Origin of the sequence: Clostridium arbusti SL206 (assembly GCF_000246895.1) — a bacterium.
Lineage (GTDB): Bacteria > Bacillota > Clostridia > Clostridiales > Clostridiaceae > Clostridium_I > Clostridium_I arbusti.
In genome coordinates this window covers 1-17,991 of record NZ_BAEV01000039.1, presented here as the reverse complement: position 1 = coordinate 17,991, position 17,991 = coordinate 1, and the positions used below count along the sequence as shown (strand labels likewise).

At 29.4% G+C, this 17,991-nt stretch carries 10 protein-coding genes and 1 other annotated feature; of the genes, 4 read left to right on the top strand and 6 right to left on the bottom strand.

Features of this window, described 5'->3' with window-relative positions; genetic code table 11:
- Positions 1-94 precede the first annotated feature (94 nt).
- Complete coding sequence (locus RH99_RS08915; protein WP_010236756.1) at positions 95-2,746, bottom strand: valine--tRNA ligase; 2,652 nt, start codon at positions 2,744-2,746, stop codon at positions 95-97.
- A gap of 339 nt (positions 2,747-3,085) precedes the next feature.
- Positions 3,086-3,345: a binding site (T-box leader), on the bottom strand.
- Positions 3,346-3,616: 271 nt separating this feature from the next.
- On the opposite strand from RH99_RS08915, the gene RH99_RS08910 reads away from it, so the two are divergent.
- Positions 3,617-4,174, top strand: coding sequence for an RIO2 family protein (locus RH99_RS08910; RefSeq protein WP_010236754.1), 558 nt, complete (start codon positions 3,617-3,619; stop codon positions 4,172-4,174).
- A gap of 251 nt (positions 4,175-4,425) precedes the next feature.
- Here RH99_RS08910 and RH99_RS08905 read toward each other — a convergent pair whose 3' ends face one another.
- Complete coding sequence (locus tag RH99_RS08905; protein WP_010236751.1) at positions 4,426-8,727, bottom strand: 2-hydroxyacyl-CoA dehydratase; 4,302 nt, start codon at positions 8,725-8,727, stop codon at positions 4,426-4,428.
- A 368-nt stretch (positions 8,728-9,095) separates the two neighbouring features.
- Here RH99_RS08905 and RH99_RS08900 point away from each other — a divergent pair, with 368 nt between their 5' ends.
- Positions 9,096-9,455, top strand: coding sequence for a tetratricopeptide repeat protein (locus RH99_RS08900; RefSeq protein ID WP_010236747.1), 360 nt, complete (start codon positions 9,096-9,098; stop codon positions 9,453-9,455).
- A gap of 98 nt (positions 9,456-9,553) precedes the next feature.
- Here RH99_RS08900 and RH99_RS08895 read toward each other — a convergent pair whose 3' ends face one another.
- The 3 genes from RH99_RS08895 to RH99_RS08885 all read right to left on the bottom strand — a co-directional run bounded on the left by RH99_RS08895 (position 9,554) and on the right by RH99_RS08885 (position 13,069).
- Positions 9,554-10,735: a transglutaminase-like domain-containing protein gene (locus tag RH99_RS08895; RefSeq protein ID WP_010236744.1), complete on the bottom strand. Its 1,182-nt coding sequence runs from the start codon at positions 10,733-10,735 to the stop codon at positions 9,554-9,556.
- 236 nt (positions 10,736-10,971) lie between these two features.
- Positions 10,972-11,826, bottom strand: a complete 855-nt coding sequence (gene recX / locus RH99_RS08890) for a recombination regulator RecX (RefSeq protein WP_373854706.1) — start codon at positions 11,824-11,826, stop codon at positions 10,972-10,974.
- Positions 11,819-13,069, bottom strand: a complete 1,251-nt coding sequence (locus tag RH99_RS08885) for a M16 family metallopeptidase (RefSeq protein WP_010236738.1) — start codon at positions 13,067-13,069, stop codon at positions 11,819-11,821. The genes recX and RH99_RS08885 overlap by 8 nt, the downstream gene beginning before the upstream one ends.
- Positions 13,070-13,492: 423 nt before the next feature.
- Here RH99_RS08885 and RH99_RS08880 point away from each other — a divergent pair, with 423 nt between their 5' ends.
- Positions 13,493-14,284: a hypothetical protein gene (locus tag RH99_RS08880; RefSeq protein WP_010236735.1), complete on the top strand. Its 792-nt coding sequence runs from the start codon at positions 13,493-13,495 to the stop codon at positions 14,282-14,284.
- An 81-nt stretch (positions 14,285-14,365) separates the two neighbouring features.
- Entirely contained in the window at positions 14,366-15,937 is a 1,572-nt protein-coding gene (locus RH99_RS08875) for a DEAD/DEAH box helicase (RefSeq protein WP_010236733.1), read from the top strand.
- Between the two features lie 38 nt (positions 15,938-15,975).
- Here RH99_RS08875 and RH99_RS08870 read toward each other — a convergent pair whose 3' ends face one another.
- Positions 15,976-17,556, bottom strand: a complete 1,581-nt coding sequence (locus tag RH99_RS08870) for a glycoside hydrolase family 57 protein (protein WP_010236731.1) — start codon at positions 17,554-17,556, stop codon at positions 15,976-15,978.
- Positions 17,557-17,991: the final 435 nt, after the last annotated feature.

The following is a 17,991-nucleotide window of genomic DNA, read 5'->3' as shown; positions in this document are numbered from 1 at the left end:
TGCATGAAAAGATAACTAAAAAAAGAAATACAATTTAGGATTTGTAATCCCATATCATATTTCTTTTATACTTAATTCTTATATAATTTTAAATTTAACTGTTTTTTAAATCATCCAATCTTTCAACTACAGACTTTAGCATTTCATTATATTTATCGCCTTTAGCTTTCTCCTCTTCTATTACAGTCGCAGGAGCTTTGGAAACAAATCCTTTATTTGAAAGTTTCTTTTCTACTCTTTCTATTTCCTTTTTAAGTTTTGCACTTTCCTTATTTAATCTTTCAAGTTCTTTCTCTAAATCAATAAGGTCAAGTAATGGCATAAATATTTCTCCACCCTTTGTTACAACAGAAATAGCATTATTGTCTACTGTATCCTTAGAAGAAATAAATTCTATACTACTTGCAGAAGCTAATTTTTCAAAATATACCCTTCCTGCTTCAAAGGCATTCTTACTCTCTTCATTAGCTAAAATAATTAGCTTTGCCTTTCTTGAAGGTGGTACATTCATCTCAGCTCTTACATTTCTGAGTGATTTTATAGCTTCTATTATATAACTCATATCCGCTTCTGCACCTTTATCATAAATCTTTCCATTATATTCAGGCCATTTAGATATAGATATAGATTTATATTCTCCATCTAGATGTTGATATATTTCTTCAGTTATATAAGGCATTACAGGATGAAGAAGTTGAAGTCCAATAGTTAGTACCTTGTTGAGTACATTGAAAGCTACTCCCTTTGCCTTTTCATCTTCTCCATACATAACAGGTTTTACAATCTCAATATACCAATCACAGAATTCAGTCCACATGAAATCATAAACTTTTTGTGATGCAATTCCAAGTTCAAACTTTTCTATGTTTTCCGTAACTTCTTTAGCTACAGTGTTTGCTCTTGACAGTATCCATTTATCTCCTAGACTGTAATCTTCACAGTTCTCATATTTTTTCATAATATCTTCATCTAAATTCATAAGTACGAATCTAGATGCATTCCATATTTTATTTGCAAAATTTCTTGCAGCCTCTACCTTTTCAGTTTTATATCTTAAATCATTTCCAGGTGCATTACCAGTTATAAGAGTAAATCTTAGTGCATCCGCTCCAAAAGTATCTATTACTTCTAGTGGATCTACTCCATTTCCTAAGGACTTAGACATCTTTCTTCCTTCTGCATCTCTTACCAGTCCATGAATTAACACGTTCTCAAAAGGAGTCTCTCCCATATTATGAATGCCTGAAAAAATCATTCTAGCAACCCAAAAGAATATTATATCGTAACCTGTTACTAAGGTACTAGTTGGATAAAAATATTTAAGATCTTCAGTATTCTCCGGCCAACCAAGGGTAGAAAAAGGCCATAGTGCAGAACTAAACCAAGTGTCAAGTACATCGTTATCTTGCTTTAAATTAGTACTTCCACACTTTGTACACTTATCTGGATCCTTAGATGCTACAATTACTTCACCACAATCTTCACAGTACCAAACTGGTATTCTATGTCCCCACCAAAGCTGCCTTGATATACACCAGTCCTGAATATTTTCCATCCAGTTGAAATATGTTTTATCAAAACGTTCTGGCACAAATTTTGTTTTACCACTTTTAACAGCTTCAATTGCTGGTTTTGCTAGAGACTCCATTTTTACATACCATTGTTTAGAAATCATAGGTTCAATAGTATTACCACATCTATCATGAGTACTTACATTATGAGTATGTTCTTTTATCTTTACAAGGAAACCTTGTTCTTTCAAATCTTTTACTATTTCTTCTCTTGCATCATATCTATCCAAATTAGAGTATTTACCATAGCCTTTTACAATAGTTCCATCATTGTTCATTATGATTATTTCAGGTAAATTGTGTCTCTTTCCAACCTGATAGTCATTTGGATCATGTGCTGGAGTAATTTTAACTGCACCTGTTCCAAATTCCATATCTACATATTCATCTGCAACTATTGGTATTTCTCTATTTACCAAGGGAAGTATAAGAGTCTTACCTACAAGATGAGCATATCTTTCATCCTTTGGATTTACGGCTACAGCAGTATCACCAAGTAATGTCTCTGGTCTAGTTGTAGCTATTTCTAAGTATTCATCACTGTTAGCTACGGGATATTTTATGTGCCAAAAGTGGCCATTCTGTTCAACATATTCTATTTCAGCATCAGAGAGGGCAGTTTGACATTTAGGACACCAGTTTGTAATTCTGTTACCTTGATATATTAGTCCTTCATTATATAGCTTTACAAAAACTTCTCTTACTGCTTTACTTAGTTTTTCATCCATAGTAAAACTTTCTCTTGTGAAGTCAGCTGATACTCCCATTTTCTTTAACTGCCCTCTAATTCTAGCTCTATATGTATCTGTCCATTCCCAAACTTTTTCAAGAAAAGCATCTCTACCCATTTCTTTTTTCTTTAAGCCTTCTTTTAAAAGTTCTTTTTCAACTTTTACTTCAGTAGCTATACTGGCATGATCTTGTCCTGGAAGCCATAGTGTACAATAACCTTGCATTCTCTTAGCTCTTATAAGAAAATCTTGGAGAGCATTATCTAAAGCATGACCTAGGTGAAGTTGGCCTGTAATATTTGGTGGTGGCATTATTATTGTATATGGCTTCTTGCTTTTATCAACCTCTGGTGTAAAAAAGCCTTCTTCTTCCCACCACTTATATAGTCTATCTTCAAATTCTTTTGGATCATAAGTTTTTGCTATATTCTTTGAATTATCCATCTTAAAGTCTCCTTTTAATATCTAGTGTACAAATGTTATAGCTATATTATATTTATACATAGAGTGCATATAATCAATACATCTATAATTTTCATATAATTTACCTTTAACAATTTATATTTTAATTTTTAACCATGTTTAGGCATATGAAAATAAATAACAAGTGAAAGATGCGACGTATATTTTGAATTATACAAGGAAACAGGTTCTGATGATAGTGGTGCTATCAGAAGGTTCTGTTAACGTAGTATAATTCAAAATAGACTAGTATACTGACTAGTTATTTATTTGAAAATGCCTTAATATAGTAATTAACAATACAAAAAAGCACAGACATCCTCAAAGGACGACTGTGCGCGTTACCACCTTTTTTCCTATAAAACTTATAGGCTCTTAATAGAATATCGGTTAAGATTACCGTCTTTACCTACTACCAGGCACGTAAATAAATAACTAGTCTATCTATTTCCACATACCTTATTTCAGCAAAGAAACTCCGAAGCTACCTTCAAAGTAAAAAGTACAGAAAATCTTTCAGCCCATGAATTTTCTTCTCTAACTACCCTTTATCTTTTACTCCTCTTCATCAAAGTACAATTATATTATCATTTTCATTATAAACAAAACATTTTATATGTCAAGAAAAATCTGCAATAAATCTATAATATTTTAACATTTTACAATATTTTTAATATACTACTATAGACACAATATATTAGACTAAATCTGTTCATTTCACAATATTACTATAACTTAATTAAGACAATGAGTATAACCTTTATATAATGCATATGCAAATAAATAGTAAGCTAAATACACTAGTAATACTTACTAGTTATTTACGGTGCCTAAGGTAAGAGAGGAGTCATCATGAGAAAAAAAAGAAATTCACAGAAGGATAATAAAAAGACATTAATTATAAAATTAGATGAATGCACATATATTGGAGGAAGCTATAATTCTTCAGTATATCTTATGAAAGATAATAGAGTAGTAAAAATTTATAAAGATCCTCTAGATTGCAAAAAACAATATGGATTATTGAAAACTACTCCTAATAGTAGTTTTTTCCCAAAAATATATAATTTTTGTGGACACTATATTATACGAGAATATATAAACGGAATTAGTATAACAAAATATATACATGAAAATAAATTTAATACTACATTTGCTTTGACATGTATAAAATTTTTAGAAAAACTCGAAATTAACAACATTCTAAGATTAGACATATCATTTAAGGATATCTTTGTAAAAAATGATGGTAATCTTATATTAATAGACATAACAAGTAGTGATTTAAAAAACAATACTTTATACAAAATATTAGGTTCATTAAAAAATTTTAATGTACTAAATAAATTTTTATATGAATTAAAAAATTATAACAGGAATTTATATGATAGGTGGACAAAACTTTTATAATTATTAAATAAAAAATTAAGAATTGAAACTTAGGTGAGGCATGTGAAAATAAATAACAAGTCAAAGATGCGACGTCTATTTTGAATTATACAAGGAAACAGGTCCTGATGATAGTGGTGTGCTATCAGAGGGTTCTGCTGACGCAGTAGAATTCAAAATAGGCTAGCATACTGACTAGTTATTTATTTGAATGTGCCTTAGATAAAATTTTCCATAACACCTAAGTTCTAACCCTTAATTTAAATAATCAATTAAGCTTTAATAGTAGAACCTTCCGAATTCTGTTTCTTAATTTCTACTACCTCTGTCATTTTATCAAATTCAGCTTTCTTCTCCATATTTTTAAATGCAGTAGATAACATTAACTTTATTCTATTGAGCTGATTAACTTCACTAGCACCAGGATCATAATCAATGGCTGCTATATTGGCATAAGTATATCTTCTTTTAAGTTCTTTAATCATTCCTTTACCTGTTACATGGTTAGGAAGACATGCAAATGGCTGCATACATACAATATTTTCTGTACCACCTTCTATAAGTTCTACCATTTCAGCTGTTAAAAACCATCCTTCACCAGTCTGGTTACCAATTGATACAATACCATTAACCCCTGCTGCAAGTTCACTTATAGTTCTTGGTGCTTCAAATCTCTTACTATTTCTTAAGGCTTTTTTCATTTCTTTTCTATAGAATTCAATAGCACTTACTACTACATTACTAACTAATTTAGCCTTTCTTGTACCTGATAAATATCTATGTTTATAATTCTCATCATAGGCACAATACAGTAAAAAGTCAATTAAGTCTGGCATTACAGCTTCTCCGCCTTCACTTTCAACGATATCAATTATATTATTGTTTGCTGTTGGAAGAAATTTTACCAATATCTCTCCTACAAGACCTACTTTAGGTTTTTTAATATCATTTATTCCCAGTTCATCGAAATCTCTAACTATATTCCTTACATTTTTCTTAAATAATTTGTGATTTCCAGACATAGTAGATTCCTTACACTTCTTCACCCACTTATTATAAAGTTCATTTGCAGAACCTGGAATTTTCTCATAAGGTCTTACTCTATATAAAACCCTCATAAGCAAATCTCCATACACAAGTGCTATAGCACATTTATTTAACATAGGCAATGAATATTTGAATCCTGGATTTGATTCAAAACCCTGTGCACTTACAGCGATAACTGGTATTTCATCATATCCTGCATCTTTAAGCGCCTTTCTGATAAATCCTATATAGTTTGTAGCTCTACAGCCTCCACCAGTTTGAGAAATCAAAGCAGAAGTTTTCTTTAAATCATATTTACCTGATTTTAAAGCTTCTATTATTTGTCCAACTATAATTATTGATGGATAACATGCATCATTGTTAACATATTTTAATCCCTCATCTACTGCCTTTTTATCTCCATTAGGAAGCATTACTAGCTTATAACCAGAAGCATTCATAGCCGATTCTAAAAATTGAAAATGTACTGGTGACATTTGCGGACATAATATTGTATGGGTATCCTTCATTGCCTCAGTAAAAACAACTCTCTTTTTCATATTAGCGATACGCTTTGGTTCTATTCCATTCTTTTCTCTCTCTTCCATAGCTGCTCTTAATGAACGAATTCTTATTCTAACTGCACCTAGATTATTTCCTTCATCTATTTTTATGGAAGTATACACTTTTTTGTAATTATCCAATATCTCTTCTACTTGATCTGTAGTAACAGCATCAAGACCACAGCCAAAGGAGTTAAGCTGAATAAGTTCCAAATTACTCTGCTCTGCTACAAAACTAGCTGCTGCATAAAGCCTTGAATGATACACCCATTGGTCAACTACTCTAAGAGGTCTTTCTACCTTTCCTAAATGTGCTACAGCATCTTCTGTGAGCACTGCCATTCCATAACTAGTTATAAGATCTGGAATTCCGTGGTTGATTTCTGGATCTATGTGATAAGGTCTTCCTCCTAAAACTACACCTTTTCTTCCTGTATCCTTTAGATACTCTATTACTTCATCACCTTTATTTTTTATATCCTCTTTATATTTTATGATTTCATTACTTGCCTCTTCTACTGCTTTACTTATTTCCCTCTTTGATATATTAAATTCTATTAATTCTTCATAAAGTCTTTCTTTAAGTCTCTTAATATTATCAAAAGGAAGAAATGGATTTTTAAATATTATATCACCACTTCTAAGCACATCTATATTGTTTTTTAGTACTTCAGCATAAGAAGTAACTATTGGGCAATTATAATGATTGTCTGCTCCCTGCTGCTCCTTCTGTTCATAAGGAAGACATGGATAGAATATAAATTTAATTCCTCTATTCACAAGGCTTACTACATGTCCATGTGTAAGTTTAGCTGGATAACAAACTGACTCTGATGGTATAGTATCTATACCCATTTCATAAATGTCCTTTGATGATCTTGCAGATAATTCTACCCTAAATCCTAAATTTGTAAAGAAAGTATGCCAAAATGGATAATTTTCATATATATTTAAAACCCTAGGTATTCCCACTACTCCTCTTTTAGCATCTTCCTTACTTAAAGATTTATATTTAAAGGTTCTTTTATATTTATAATCATATAGATTCGGTATATCATTTCTCTTTTCAGCTTGTCCTGCTCCTCTTTCACATCTATTTCCAGTTATATATTGTCTTCCATCAGAAAATGCATTTATAGTAAGCATACAATTGTTTCCGCATAGTCCACATCTTCTCATATTTACATCCGTACTAAAATCATCAAGTTTATCTAAAGAAAGTAAATTTGTATAATAATCCTCTTCATATCTTTCCTTTGCAATAATAGCACACCCAAAAGCTCCCATAATTCCCGCAATATCTGGTCTAATAGCTTCTCTTTCAGATATGAGTTCAAAACTCCTAAGCACTGCATCGTTGTAAAAAGTACCACCTTGTACTATTATTTTTTCACCAAGTTCCTTAGGATTTCTTATTTTTATGACTTTTAAAAGAGCGTTCTTTATTACAGAGTAAGAAAGTCCTGCAGAAATATCTCCTACCGTAGCCCCTTCTTTTTGGGATTGTTTAACTCTAGAATTCATAAACACTGTACATCTAGACCCCAGATTCACAGGATTTTCAGCTGTAAGTGCAGCGGCAGCAAAATCTTTAACATCCATATTAAGTGATTTTGCAAAAGTCTCAATAAAGGAACCACAACCTGATGAACAAGCCTCGTTAAGTAATATACTATTTATTACCCCATCCTTTACTCTTAAGCATTTCATGTCCTGTCCACCTATGTCCAATATAAAATCTACACCAGGTAAAAAGAAGTCTGATGCTTTATAGTGGGCAACTGTTTCAACTTCACCAATATCTACTTTTAAAGCTGCCTTTATTAATCCTTCACCATATCCTGTAACTGCAGAATTAACTATTTTAGCTGTAGCAGGCATATTAGAATATATGTCTTTTAGTATTTTTATAGCAAGCTTAAGTGGACTTCCTTCATTACTTCCATAAAATGAATATAGAAGTTCGCCTTCTTCTGAAATTAAAGCTGCCTTTGTAGTAGTGGACCCTGCATCAATTCCTAAAAAGCACTTGCCTTCATAAGTTTTAAGCTCTCTTCGTTTTGTATTATGACCCTCATGTCTCTTCTTAAATTTACTAAGTTCTTCATCATTTAAAAATAAAGGTCTAAGACTATCAATTTCATTTACTGAATCACCCTTTAAAACTGAAAGTCTATCTATAATTTCACTAAACATCAACGTTTTTTCATCTTCAGAGGCTAAAGCAGCTCCTAATGCCACAAATAATTGAGGGTTCTTAGGAAATATCACCTCATCCTCACCAAGTTTCAAAGTCTCAATAAATCTTTTTCTAAGTTCTGAAAGAAAATATAAAGGACCTCCAAGGAATGCTACATTCCCCTTAATAGGCTTTCCACAAGCAAGACCACTTATAGTTTGATTTACTACAGCTTGGAATATAGATGCTGCTATATCTTCTTTAGATGCTCCTTCATTCAATAAAGGTTGTACATCAGTTTTTGCAAACACTCCACATCTTGCTGCTATAGGATATATATTTTTATGCTTTGCAGCTAACTCATTTAAACCCTGTGCATCAGTTTTAAGCAATGTCGCCATCTGGTCAATAAATGCTCCAGTACCCCCTGCACATGTTCCATTCATTCTTTGATCTATACTACCTTGGAAATATGTTATCTTTGCGTCTTCTCCGCCAAGTTCAATAGCCACATCCGTTTCCGGAATTAATTTTTCTATAGTATTTGTACATGCAATAACCTCTTGTATAAATGGTACATCTAACCATTTTGATACGGATAGACCACCTGATCCAGTTATCATGATTGTAATTTCATTATCTTTATGCTTGCCGTAGGCATCATCTAAAAGTTTTACTATAGTATTCTTAATATCTGAAAAATGTCTTTCATATTTGCTATATATTATTTTACTATTATTATTTAAAACAACTACTTTAACTGTAGTAGAACCTACATCTAAACCTAAATGCAATTTTTCTCTCATAATTACCTTCCTATTTCATAATTATAGTATTGACCCTCTATAGGGCTTGCTCAACAACTAAACTGAAATCCAAATAATTTTATTCGAATAATTAGTTGCTAAGGCTAATGATTATTATAGCATAAAATCATCATTATGGACTAATTTTTTAACTGTTATAATTTGTATTACCTATCCATATTATATATGTTACTATGGCTAATATCCTCTTGAACCATATATTCATATTATTAATATATAGGATTGCAAACTAATTTATATCAAAAATATAACATTTAGATCATTTTATGAATATTTTTTCTATATTATGGATATAAATTTAAGTAAATCTTTTAAATAAAATTATACCTAGCTAAGGAGGATTCTCTATGAATTATTTTAAAGAAGCAAATAATTTCTATAATAGAAAAGATTACATAAGTGCATCCAACCTATATCAAAAATCCATAGAATTAAAACAAAATGAAGCCGCTTCATTTTATAATTGGGCTGTTTGCCTGATAAAACTTAAAGCCTATAAAAAAGCAATTCCTCTACTAAAGAAAGCTTTACTTATAAAACAAGATAGCCGATATTTTTTTAATCTAGGCTACTGTCATGCAATGTTAAAAGACAAAAGAAAAGCTTTAATTTACTTCAATACCTCTTGGTCTCTTAATAACAATGATTTAGATTGTGAAAAAGCTATAAAAATGATTACTAGTTCATATAGAAAAGATATTATATAAGAAACAGTTGAACTAAACTTTCTTAGCAGAAAATTAAAAGTGGAGAAAAATATAATTTTTCTCCACTTTTTTATCTTAGGCATCTTTGAAATTTAAAGTTACCATTCTCCAATAATTTTAGCATTCCTATGGTCTAAATCAAACATCCTTGTATTAAAATAATTTCCACCCTTAGAGAAAGTAGTATCTACATTAATCCACTTACCTTCTTCTGGAATATAAACCATATTCCAAGCATGACTTACCCAACTTGCACCATTAAATCCTTCTCCTGTTACGAGTCTAACCTTTATATTATCAGCTCTACACATAGCTACATATAGACATGCATAGTCAAAACATATTCCCTTTCTTGATTCAAAAGTTGGTATAGCTCCAGATTTTACATTGTAATCATTATTTAAAACCGAATTAGCTTTATTATAATCATAGGCAATATTCTGACCTTCCCAGTCATATAGTTTTTTAGCTTTATTTATGGTATTCCCTTGATTTTCTACTAAGGCCTTTGCAAAATTATTAATCTGTTGATTTGATTTTATACCTTGATCTAAAGTAACACCATTATAATATACAATAGTTCTCCCAGGGGCATTATCACTTATCTTACCATTTGGTATTTTATCCAAATCATTTTGTTTAACTACAATATTCACAGAATTATCTATTATCTTAGGCAGTTTTTTAGCTACACTAGAATTAGTAACAGGAATTACAAATTGTTGGCACAAGTATTTATAGGTACCTGAATCCCTTAGATATTTATTAAGTTCGTTATTTACACTAAACATTGATGCTATATTTAAAGCTAAAAGTACAACCAGAAGATAACAAATAGCTCTAGGTACTTGTACCAATGCTCCCATTATTCTTCTAAATATATAGCTTTTATTTTTAATTAATCTTTCAATTCCATCAATCAGATGGTAAATTGTAATACTATTTATAAACATCAAAATTATATTTATAATTTTATAAATTATAAATACTGATACTGGAATAATAATTAGATATATTATCATAGGTTTACTTTGAAAATAATATGAAACACTGCTAGGTAAATAATTCATAAAATCACCGATAATTCCCTGTTCATTACCTATAAAAATATTTCTTACATATTTTATTCCTAAATATATAGCCAATATGAAAGATATGCTGCTAATAATGCTTTCCATGTCCCTTTTGGCACTATATGATGAAAATCCAAATAAAAGTCCCTTTAGTATAGGGTAGCAAAAACTAATTATAATAATTAAAGTTACAGGATTGAGCTTCACAAAACCACCTCTAAATTGTATTTTTACACTTTAACTTAGGCATCTTCAAATAAATAACTAGTCAGTATACTAGTCTATTTTGAATTATACTACGTTAACAGAACCTTCTGATAGCACCACTATCATCAGAACCTGTTTCCTTGTATAATTTAAAATATACGTCGCATCTTTCACTTGTTATTTATTTTCACATGCCTTATTAGTATCTTAAAGCACTCTATTTTATCTTAAAATCTTTAATCTATAGTTCTTAACTTTTTTAGTTCCCGTTTCACATCTTCATTACTATATCCTCTATTAATCAGAAATCTCCAAAGCTTACTATAAACTTTCATAGAATCGCTTTCATGCTTAATTATTATGTTATATCTTTTTCTAGCCAAAGTTTCAATTTCTTCACAACTTTGTTTTTTCTTTTTTATAGTATTTTCACTATTATAATGTTCTTCACTCATGTCCCCTAATATGTTTTTTACAACTTTGCTTATTACGGTATTATTATAACCCAATCTTGCTAGATAATTAAACATTTTATTATATATCTTAAAAGAATCTTCTTCACTTTTTATTAAAATTCTATATTTTTTTCTTGCCAATGTATCCATAATTGAAATTTCATATTCATCATTAATATCATCAATCTTATCATTAATAATATTTTCTTCAATACCTTTTTTTAATAATTCATATTTTATTTTCTTTTTACCCTGTTTCTTTATTCGTTCTTTTATAAACAAATCCACATACCTATAATCGTCCACAAAATTGTACTGTTTTAAAAATTCAATAGTCCTTTTTATACTCTCTTCACTATGTTCTTTCTTAATAAGCTTTGTAATTATTTCTTTTTCAGTTTTATAACTTTTTTCTATAGCTCTAAGCCCATCATTTTTACATTTCATATAGTTCTCTTCATCTGTAATTTTCTTTAAATATTCTATATCTACTTCTATATCTTTCTTCAATGAATGAGAAAAAACTAATTCAGCACTACATGAAAAGCTATATTCATTATTTATATATACATTAACTCTATCTTTTCTCTTTTTCTGAATTTCTATTTTAGTTATTTTATTCTTCAAACTAATCACTCTCTTTAGGTAATAGTATATGAATAGTAGGATTATTGAATACATTTCTAGCAGCTTCATATATATCTTCTTTTTTTATATCCGTCAAATTGTCCATGTCTGTTAAGAACTTATATATATCCTCATGTTCTATTACTTGATGTAGTACATAATTACATAATTCTGTAGTATCCTCAATAGTTAGAATCACTGCTGTCTTTAACACCTTTTTCATTAAATTTATGGTATCATTATGGAATATAAATTCCTCTTTTTTTATTTTATCTATACAATTATCTATACAATCTATAGTTTTATCTATATTTTCTTTTCCTACTGCAGTATATATATATAAACTTTTAACAAAACTACTAGTATCTATTTCAGAATATACATCATAGGCCAATCCCCTATTTTCTCTTAATTCTCTAAACAATATGGAGTTAGCACTTTCACCAAATCTATGATTAAGTATCTTAAGCGCTAATTCTAATTTTTTATTTAAATTATGAAAAGTAAAAATATATATAATACTACTCTGCTCTATGTTATCTTTAATAGTAACTTTTCTAATAGGAATATTATTTTCTATTACAATATCTTTTAACTTAAAATCTTTTTTCAGCCAATTTGAAAAATAATCTTTAACTAAATTAATTACCTCTTGATGTTCTGATGAAGATACAATTGAGATACAACAATTGTTCGGAACATAATATTTATTGTAAAAATTAGCAATATCCTTTTGTGTAAATTTTTTTACAGTTTTTTCTTCTCCTGCAGTCTCATATTTCAAAGGACTTTTTTTATAGGCAATATCATGAGCTTTTTTAAAACTATACTCCTCTACATCATCCCTACTAGCTCTAATTTCCGATAATATTACTTCTCTTTCCCTTTCGATTTCTTCTTTAGGAAAATTTGAATTCATAAGCATATCAGCTATGAGCATAATTGCCTTTACAAGTTCCTCCCTTAAGCCAGATGCATGCACTACCGTACAATTATAATCTGTATATGCATTATACTCGCCGCCTATATTTTCAAAATCATTATTCAGTGTTTCATTATTTCTATTTTTAGTACCTTTGAAAAGCATATGCTCAACAAAATGTGATAATCCTTTTTCATCTTTTTCCTCGTATATTGATCCAATATTTATACCAGCATGAACTGAAAATAAATCAGTATTTTTTTTTATGGTTACAATTTTTATACCATTGTTAAGTTGTGTCTCTTTAAAATCAATAATTTCTTTATCCATAAATTCTCCTTACTTTTTTATAAAAATAAAAAATACATTATTCTATTAGGCATATTCAAATAAATAACTAGTCAGTATACTAGTATATTTTGAATTATACTACGTTAACAGAACCTTCTGATAGCACCACTATCATCAGAACCTGTTTCCTTGTATAATTTAAAATATACGTCGCATCTTTGACTTGTTATTTATTTTCACATGCCTTAATAATGTATAACAAACTTAATTTCCTTAAATGCGTAATTATAATATAAAATTATATCATATTTTATATTATTTACATATGTATAAATAGTTATTTTTATCTGCTATAATTTTTATGTAATTTCCAGTGAAATTATAATAGAATTAGGTGTATAATGTTATTATATATACTCATGATACTTTTTTATTACTATAAATTTATGGAGGTTATTTAAAATGTCACGTATTAAAAGACATAAAAAGAGAAAAATAAAATTACTACCTTTTTTTATTATATTTATAATTTTATGTGGACTCGCACTATTTACTGTGTTTAAATCATCAAAAAGCTATACTTCTGCTTCAAATAAGCAAAATACATCTAGTAAATTAAACTCAGATAATAATAAAACTGATAGTAATTCAGTTTCTAAAAATAATGACACAGATAAACAAAACAAGACTAATGTTACTAGTGACATAAATACTAACAACACAATTATTAATAGTACAGCTGCTAACAACATAAATAATAAATCTAATACTTTAGCTGCTACTTCTCCAAATGATAATAACACATCTGGTAATGGTACTCCTACTAATACTAGTAATACAAATAATCCATCAGATGCTAAAAACGAAACTACTAATTCAGCGAAAACAAATGAATCAGATGCTAAAACCATACTACCATCACCCCCAGCTTCTAATCAGGCCACTAATGCTGCTATTAATAGTATAGATATATCAGCTAATGATTCAAAGAACAATAGTACTTCTGTAGAAAAAGCAACTGATATATTAAAGAGCAAGATTGATAATACTAATTCTAAAGTTACTATTAACTATGACCACTTGCAGGAAAAAGATAATAATAAATATTATGTATTTCAAGCCTTTACCAGTGTAGGTAATAATACTTCATCTGACAATCATAGCAATACTCTAGGTTGGTACTTCGTTAATACAAATACAGGTGAAGCTTATAGCTTGGATTTAAATTCAGATGAATTAACTTCCATAAAATAATTAAAAACATATTTAATTTGATAATTCCAGCTTTATATGATATCATGAGTTGTTGAATTAATTAAAGAAAGAGGATAACTGATGAAAAACATTAAATTTACTGAACTTGAACTGAAAGATACCGTTTTAAAAGCGATAGATGATATGGGATTTGAAAATCCGTCAGAAATACAAAGTGCAAGTATTCCCGTTATAATGCAAGGCTTTGATATTATCGGTCAAGCTCAAACAGGTACAGGAAAAACTTGTGCTTTTGGAGCTCCAATCATTAGTAAAGTTGACACAAAGCAAAAATCTATTCAGGCATTAATATTGACTCCTACACGAGAACTTGCAATTCAAATATATGAAGAACTCAAAAGACTTTCTACCCATGATAAAGCTCGTTCATTACCAATTTACGGTGGTCAATCTATGGATAAACAAATATCTGCCTTAAGAAAAGATGTATCTATTGTAGTAGGTACACCAGGAAGGGTACTTGATCATATAAGAAGAAAAACATTAAAACTTGGTGATTTAAAATATCTAGTACTTGATGAAGCAGATGAAATGTTAAATATGGGTTTTATTGATGATATTGAAGAAATAATCAATAATACTAATAAGGAAAGACAAACTTTACTTTTCTCCGCTACAATGCCAAGACCAATAAAAAAATTAGCAGAAAAATATCTGAAAAAAGATGTAAAACTTATTCAAATATTAAAAAAATCAATGACTGTTTCTAAAATAGATCAATATTTCTATGAAGTTCATAACAATGCAAGACTTGAAGCTCTATGTAGAATTTTAGATACTGAAGAACCTGAATGTGCTATTATATTCTGTAAGACAAAGAAAAATGTTGATGAATTGGTTAGTACTATGGGCTCAAAAGGTTATAATATAGAAGGTATGCACGGTGATATGAAACAAAGTCAAAGACTTTCTACCTTGAGTAAATTTAAGCATGGTAAGCTAACTTTTCTTGCTGCAACTGATGTAGCTGCAAGAGGAATTGATGTTGAAAATATAACTCACGTAATCAATTATGAACTTCCTCAAGATACTGAATCCTATGTTCATAGAATTGGTAGAACTGGAAGAGCAAATAAATCAGGTACAGCTATTAGTTTAATAACAAAGAAAGAATTTTCTAAGTTAAAACAAATAGAAAGAGATATAAAAAGCAAGATAACCAAAAAAGCAGTACCATCTGTAGATGATATTATAAACATTAAGTCAAAAAATATAGTAGCTAAAATTACAAATATTTTGAATGATGATGAATATAAGAAATTTGAACCAATTATAGAAGATCTTAGTAGTCAGTATTCATTAAATCAAATTGCTGCTGCTCTTTTAAAGAATACACTTGATAAAGAGTTATCAATGGAATATAGCGATGATTCTACTAATGGTGGTGAAAATTCAGTGAGATTATTTATGTCTATAGGACGTAGAGATGGCATAAATATAAAATCACTTTTAGAATTTATAGATCATACTTCTAACGTTAATTCAAATTATGTAGGAAGTATTGATATATTAGATAAATTTTCTTTTGTAGATATTAATGAAAGTAAAGTTCCATTAATACTTCAAAACACTAGTGGTAAGAAATTCAATGATAGAAGAGTTAATATTGAAGTAGCTAAAACTAAAAATTAATAATCTTCATAAAAAAATAGTGCCTAAGGCACTATTTTTTATGTTTCATAAATTTTATAATTTATATTTGGAAATATATTATCTAGAAGTTCTATTTTAGATAAAAATTTTACATCAATAGCATCTTTGCTTATACTATCATATAATCTAGTGAATCTTTCCACATGAGTATTAATCCTTTTAGTGGCGTATTCTACGGTAGTATTATTCTTTATAATAAAAGGCCAATCAGAAGATTCTGCTAACATTAGCTCCCTAGCAGCTTGATTCAAAGTTCTAGCTTGCAATTCATTAGGATTCTTATAGGTGTTTGCAAGCCTTATCATTATTTCTTCACATCTATGCAAATCCCTATATATCCACTGATTTGAACTATTTATCCATACTGAATAATCACTATTTTCTCCCCAACTTGAAGGATTAGGACTACAACACTGAACTTTAGGATTATTTATTAGATATTCAGATGGAGTTATAAAATCATAACAGTACTCTTCTTTTGACCCTTCTCTTATAAATGCATCTATAAAATCAGGCCCTTCAAACCACCAATGTCCAAAGAGTTCCGTATCATAAGGACAAGTTATTATAGGTGGTTTATCCATGTGCTCACTTAATTTACTAATTTGTTCTTGCCTACATCTAGCAAAATGTGCTGCATGTTCTCTTACTTTTTCCATAGCTCTTTTTCTATTATAATATTCTTTTTTTTCAGTTTTTCCTGTTATCTTATAATATTTTACTCCAGTATCTAATCTTATACCAGCTGCATTTACATATGGCTTAATATATTCCATAGGCAATTCAAATCCTATATCTCTGTAAAATTCTCTGTAGTTTGCATCTCCAGGATATCCAATAAAATCGCTCCAAACCTGATATGAAGAATCCATATCTCTTCCAAAAGCACATACACCATTTGGTGTTGCTATTGGTGTTGCTGTACCATATATAGGCTTTGGATTAGCATATAACACGGCTTTGCCTTCTGAAATAAAATATTTTATATTTAACTCTTTAAGCACCGAATCAAGTGAATCGCTGTAAGCACACTCTGGAAGCCATATACCATTTGGAGCATGTCCCATGCTATCAATATAAGACTGGATACCAGTTGCTAACTGTGCCCTCACAGCTTCAGGATTTATTGAAATCAATGGAAGTAATGCATGGGTAGCCGAACAAGTTATTACCTCTAAACAACCTAGTCTATCAAATTTTTTGAATGCATTCATTAAATTGCAATCGTATTCTTTATAAGTATTCATTAACCCATTAAATCTTTCGTTGTAAAACTTAGCTAAATCATTTAATTCCTTATCATTTTTTGTTCTCACTAATTCTTTTTCTGTAAGTTCTATAGACTTATTTAAATACTCAATATATCTTTCACTAAGGTACTTATCCTGTAGCATAGACATAAGTGGAGGAGTTATAGACATTGTAATCTTAAACTTTATTTTATCTTTGATCAATCCATCATAAACTTGAATTAAAGGTATATAACACTCACTCATAGCCTCAAATAGCCACTTTTCTTCAAGTGGATCTACAATTTCTGGATGCCTTATAAAAGGCATATGACTATGCAAAACTATTGATACATATCCCTTTTGCACATTTATTCCTCCTTAAAAACTTTCCCTTAGGTATGGAAAATAAATAACTACTCAGTATACTAATATCTTTGACCTGCTATTTATTTTCACATACCTTAATTGGTGAACTAGCAAAATTGTGATATCTATCTAAAGACTTCTCTATGTACTGTCGTAGAAAATCACTTTGGTATGAATTGGAACATATTATTATATTTGGGTACTTATCAATTTTTTTTTCATCCATAAATGGATAAGGTTTTTGTTCTTTACTATCATTTGTATTTGTTATTTCTCTATTTGAAAGTTTTTTATTTTCCTCTTTAGTTTTAAAATTTTCAGAAATATCAATATAATAAGTATTAGAATTATTAGATTGATTATTCCTTGGTGTAGTTACGGTATTGGATATGAAAATCGGAACAAATTCATTGTTAGGTAGTATATACTACGTGT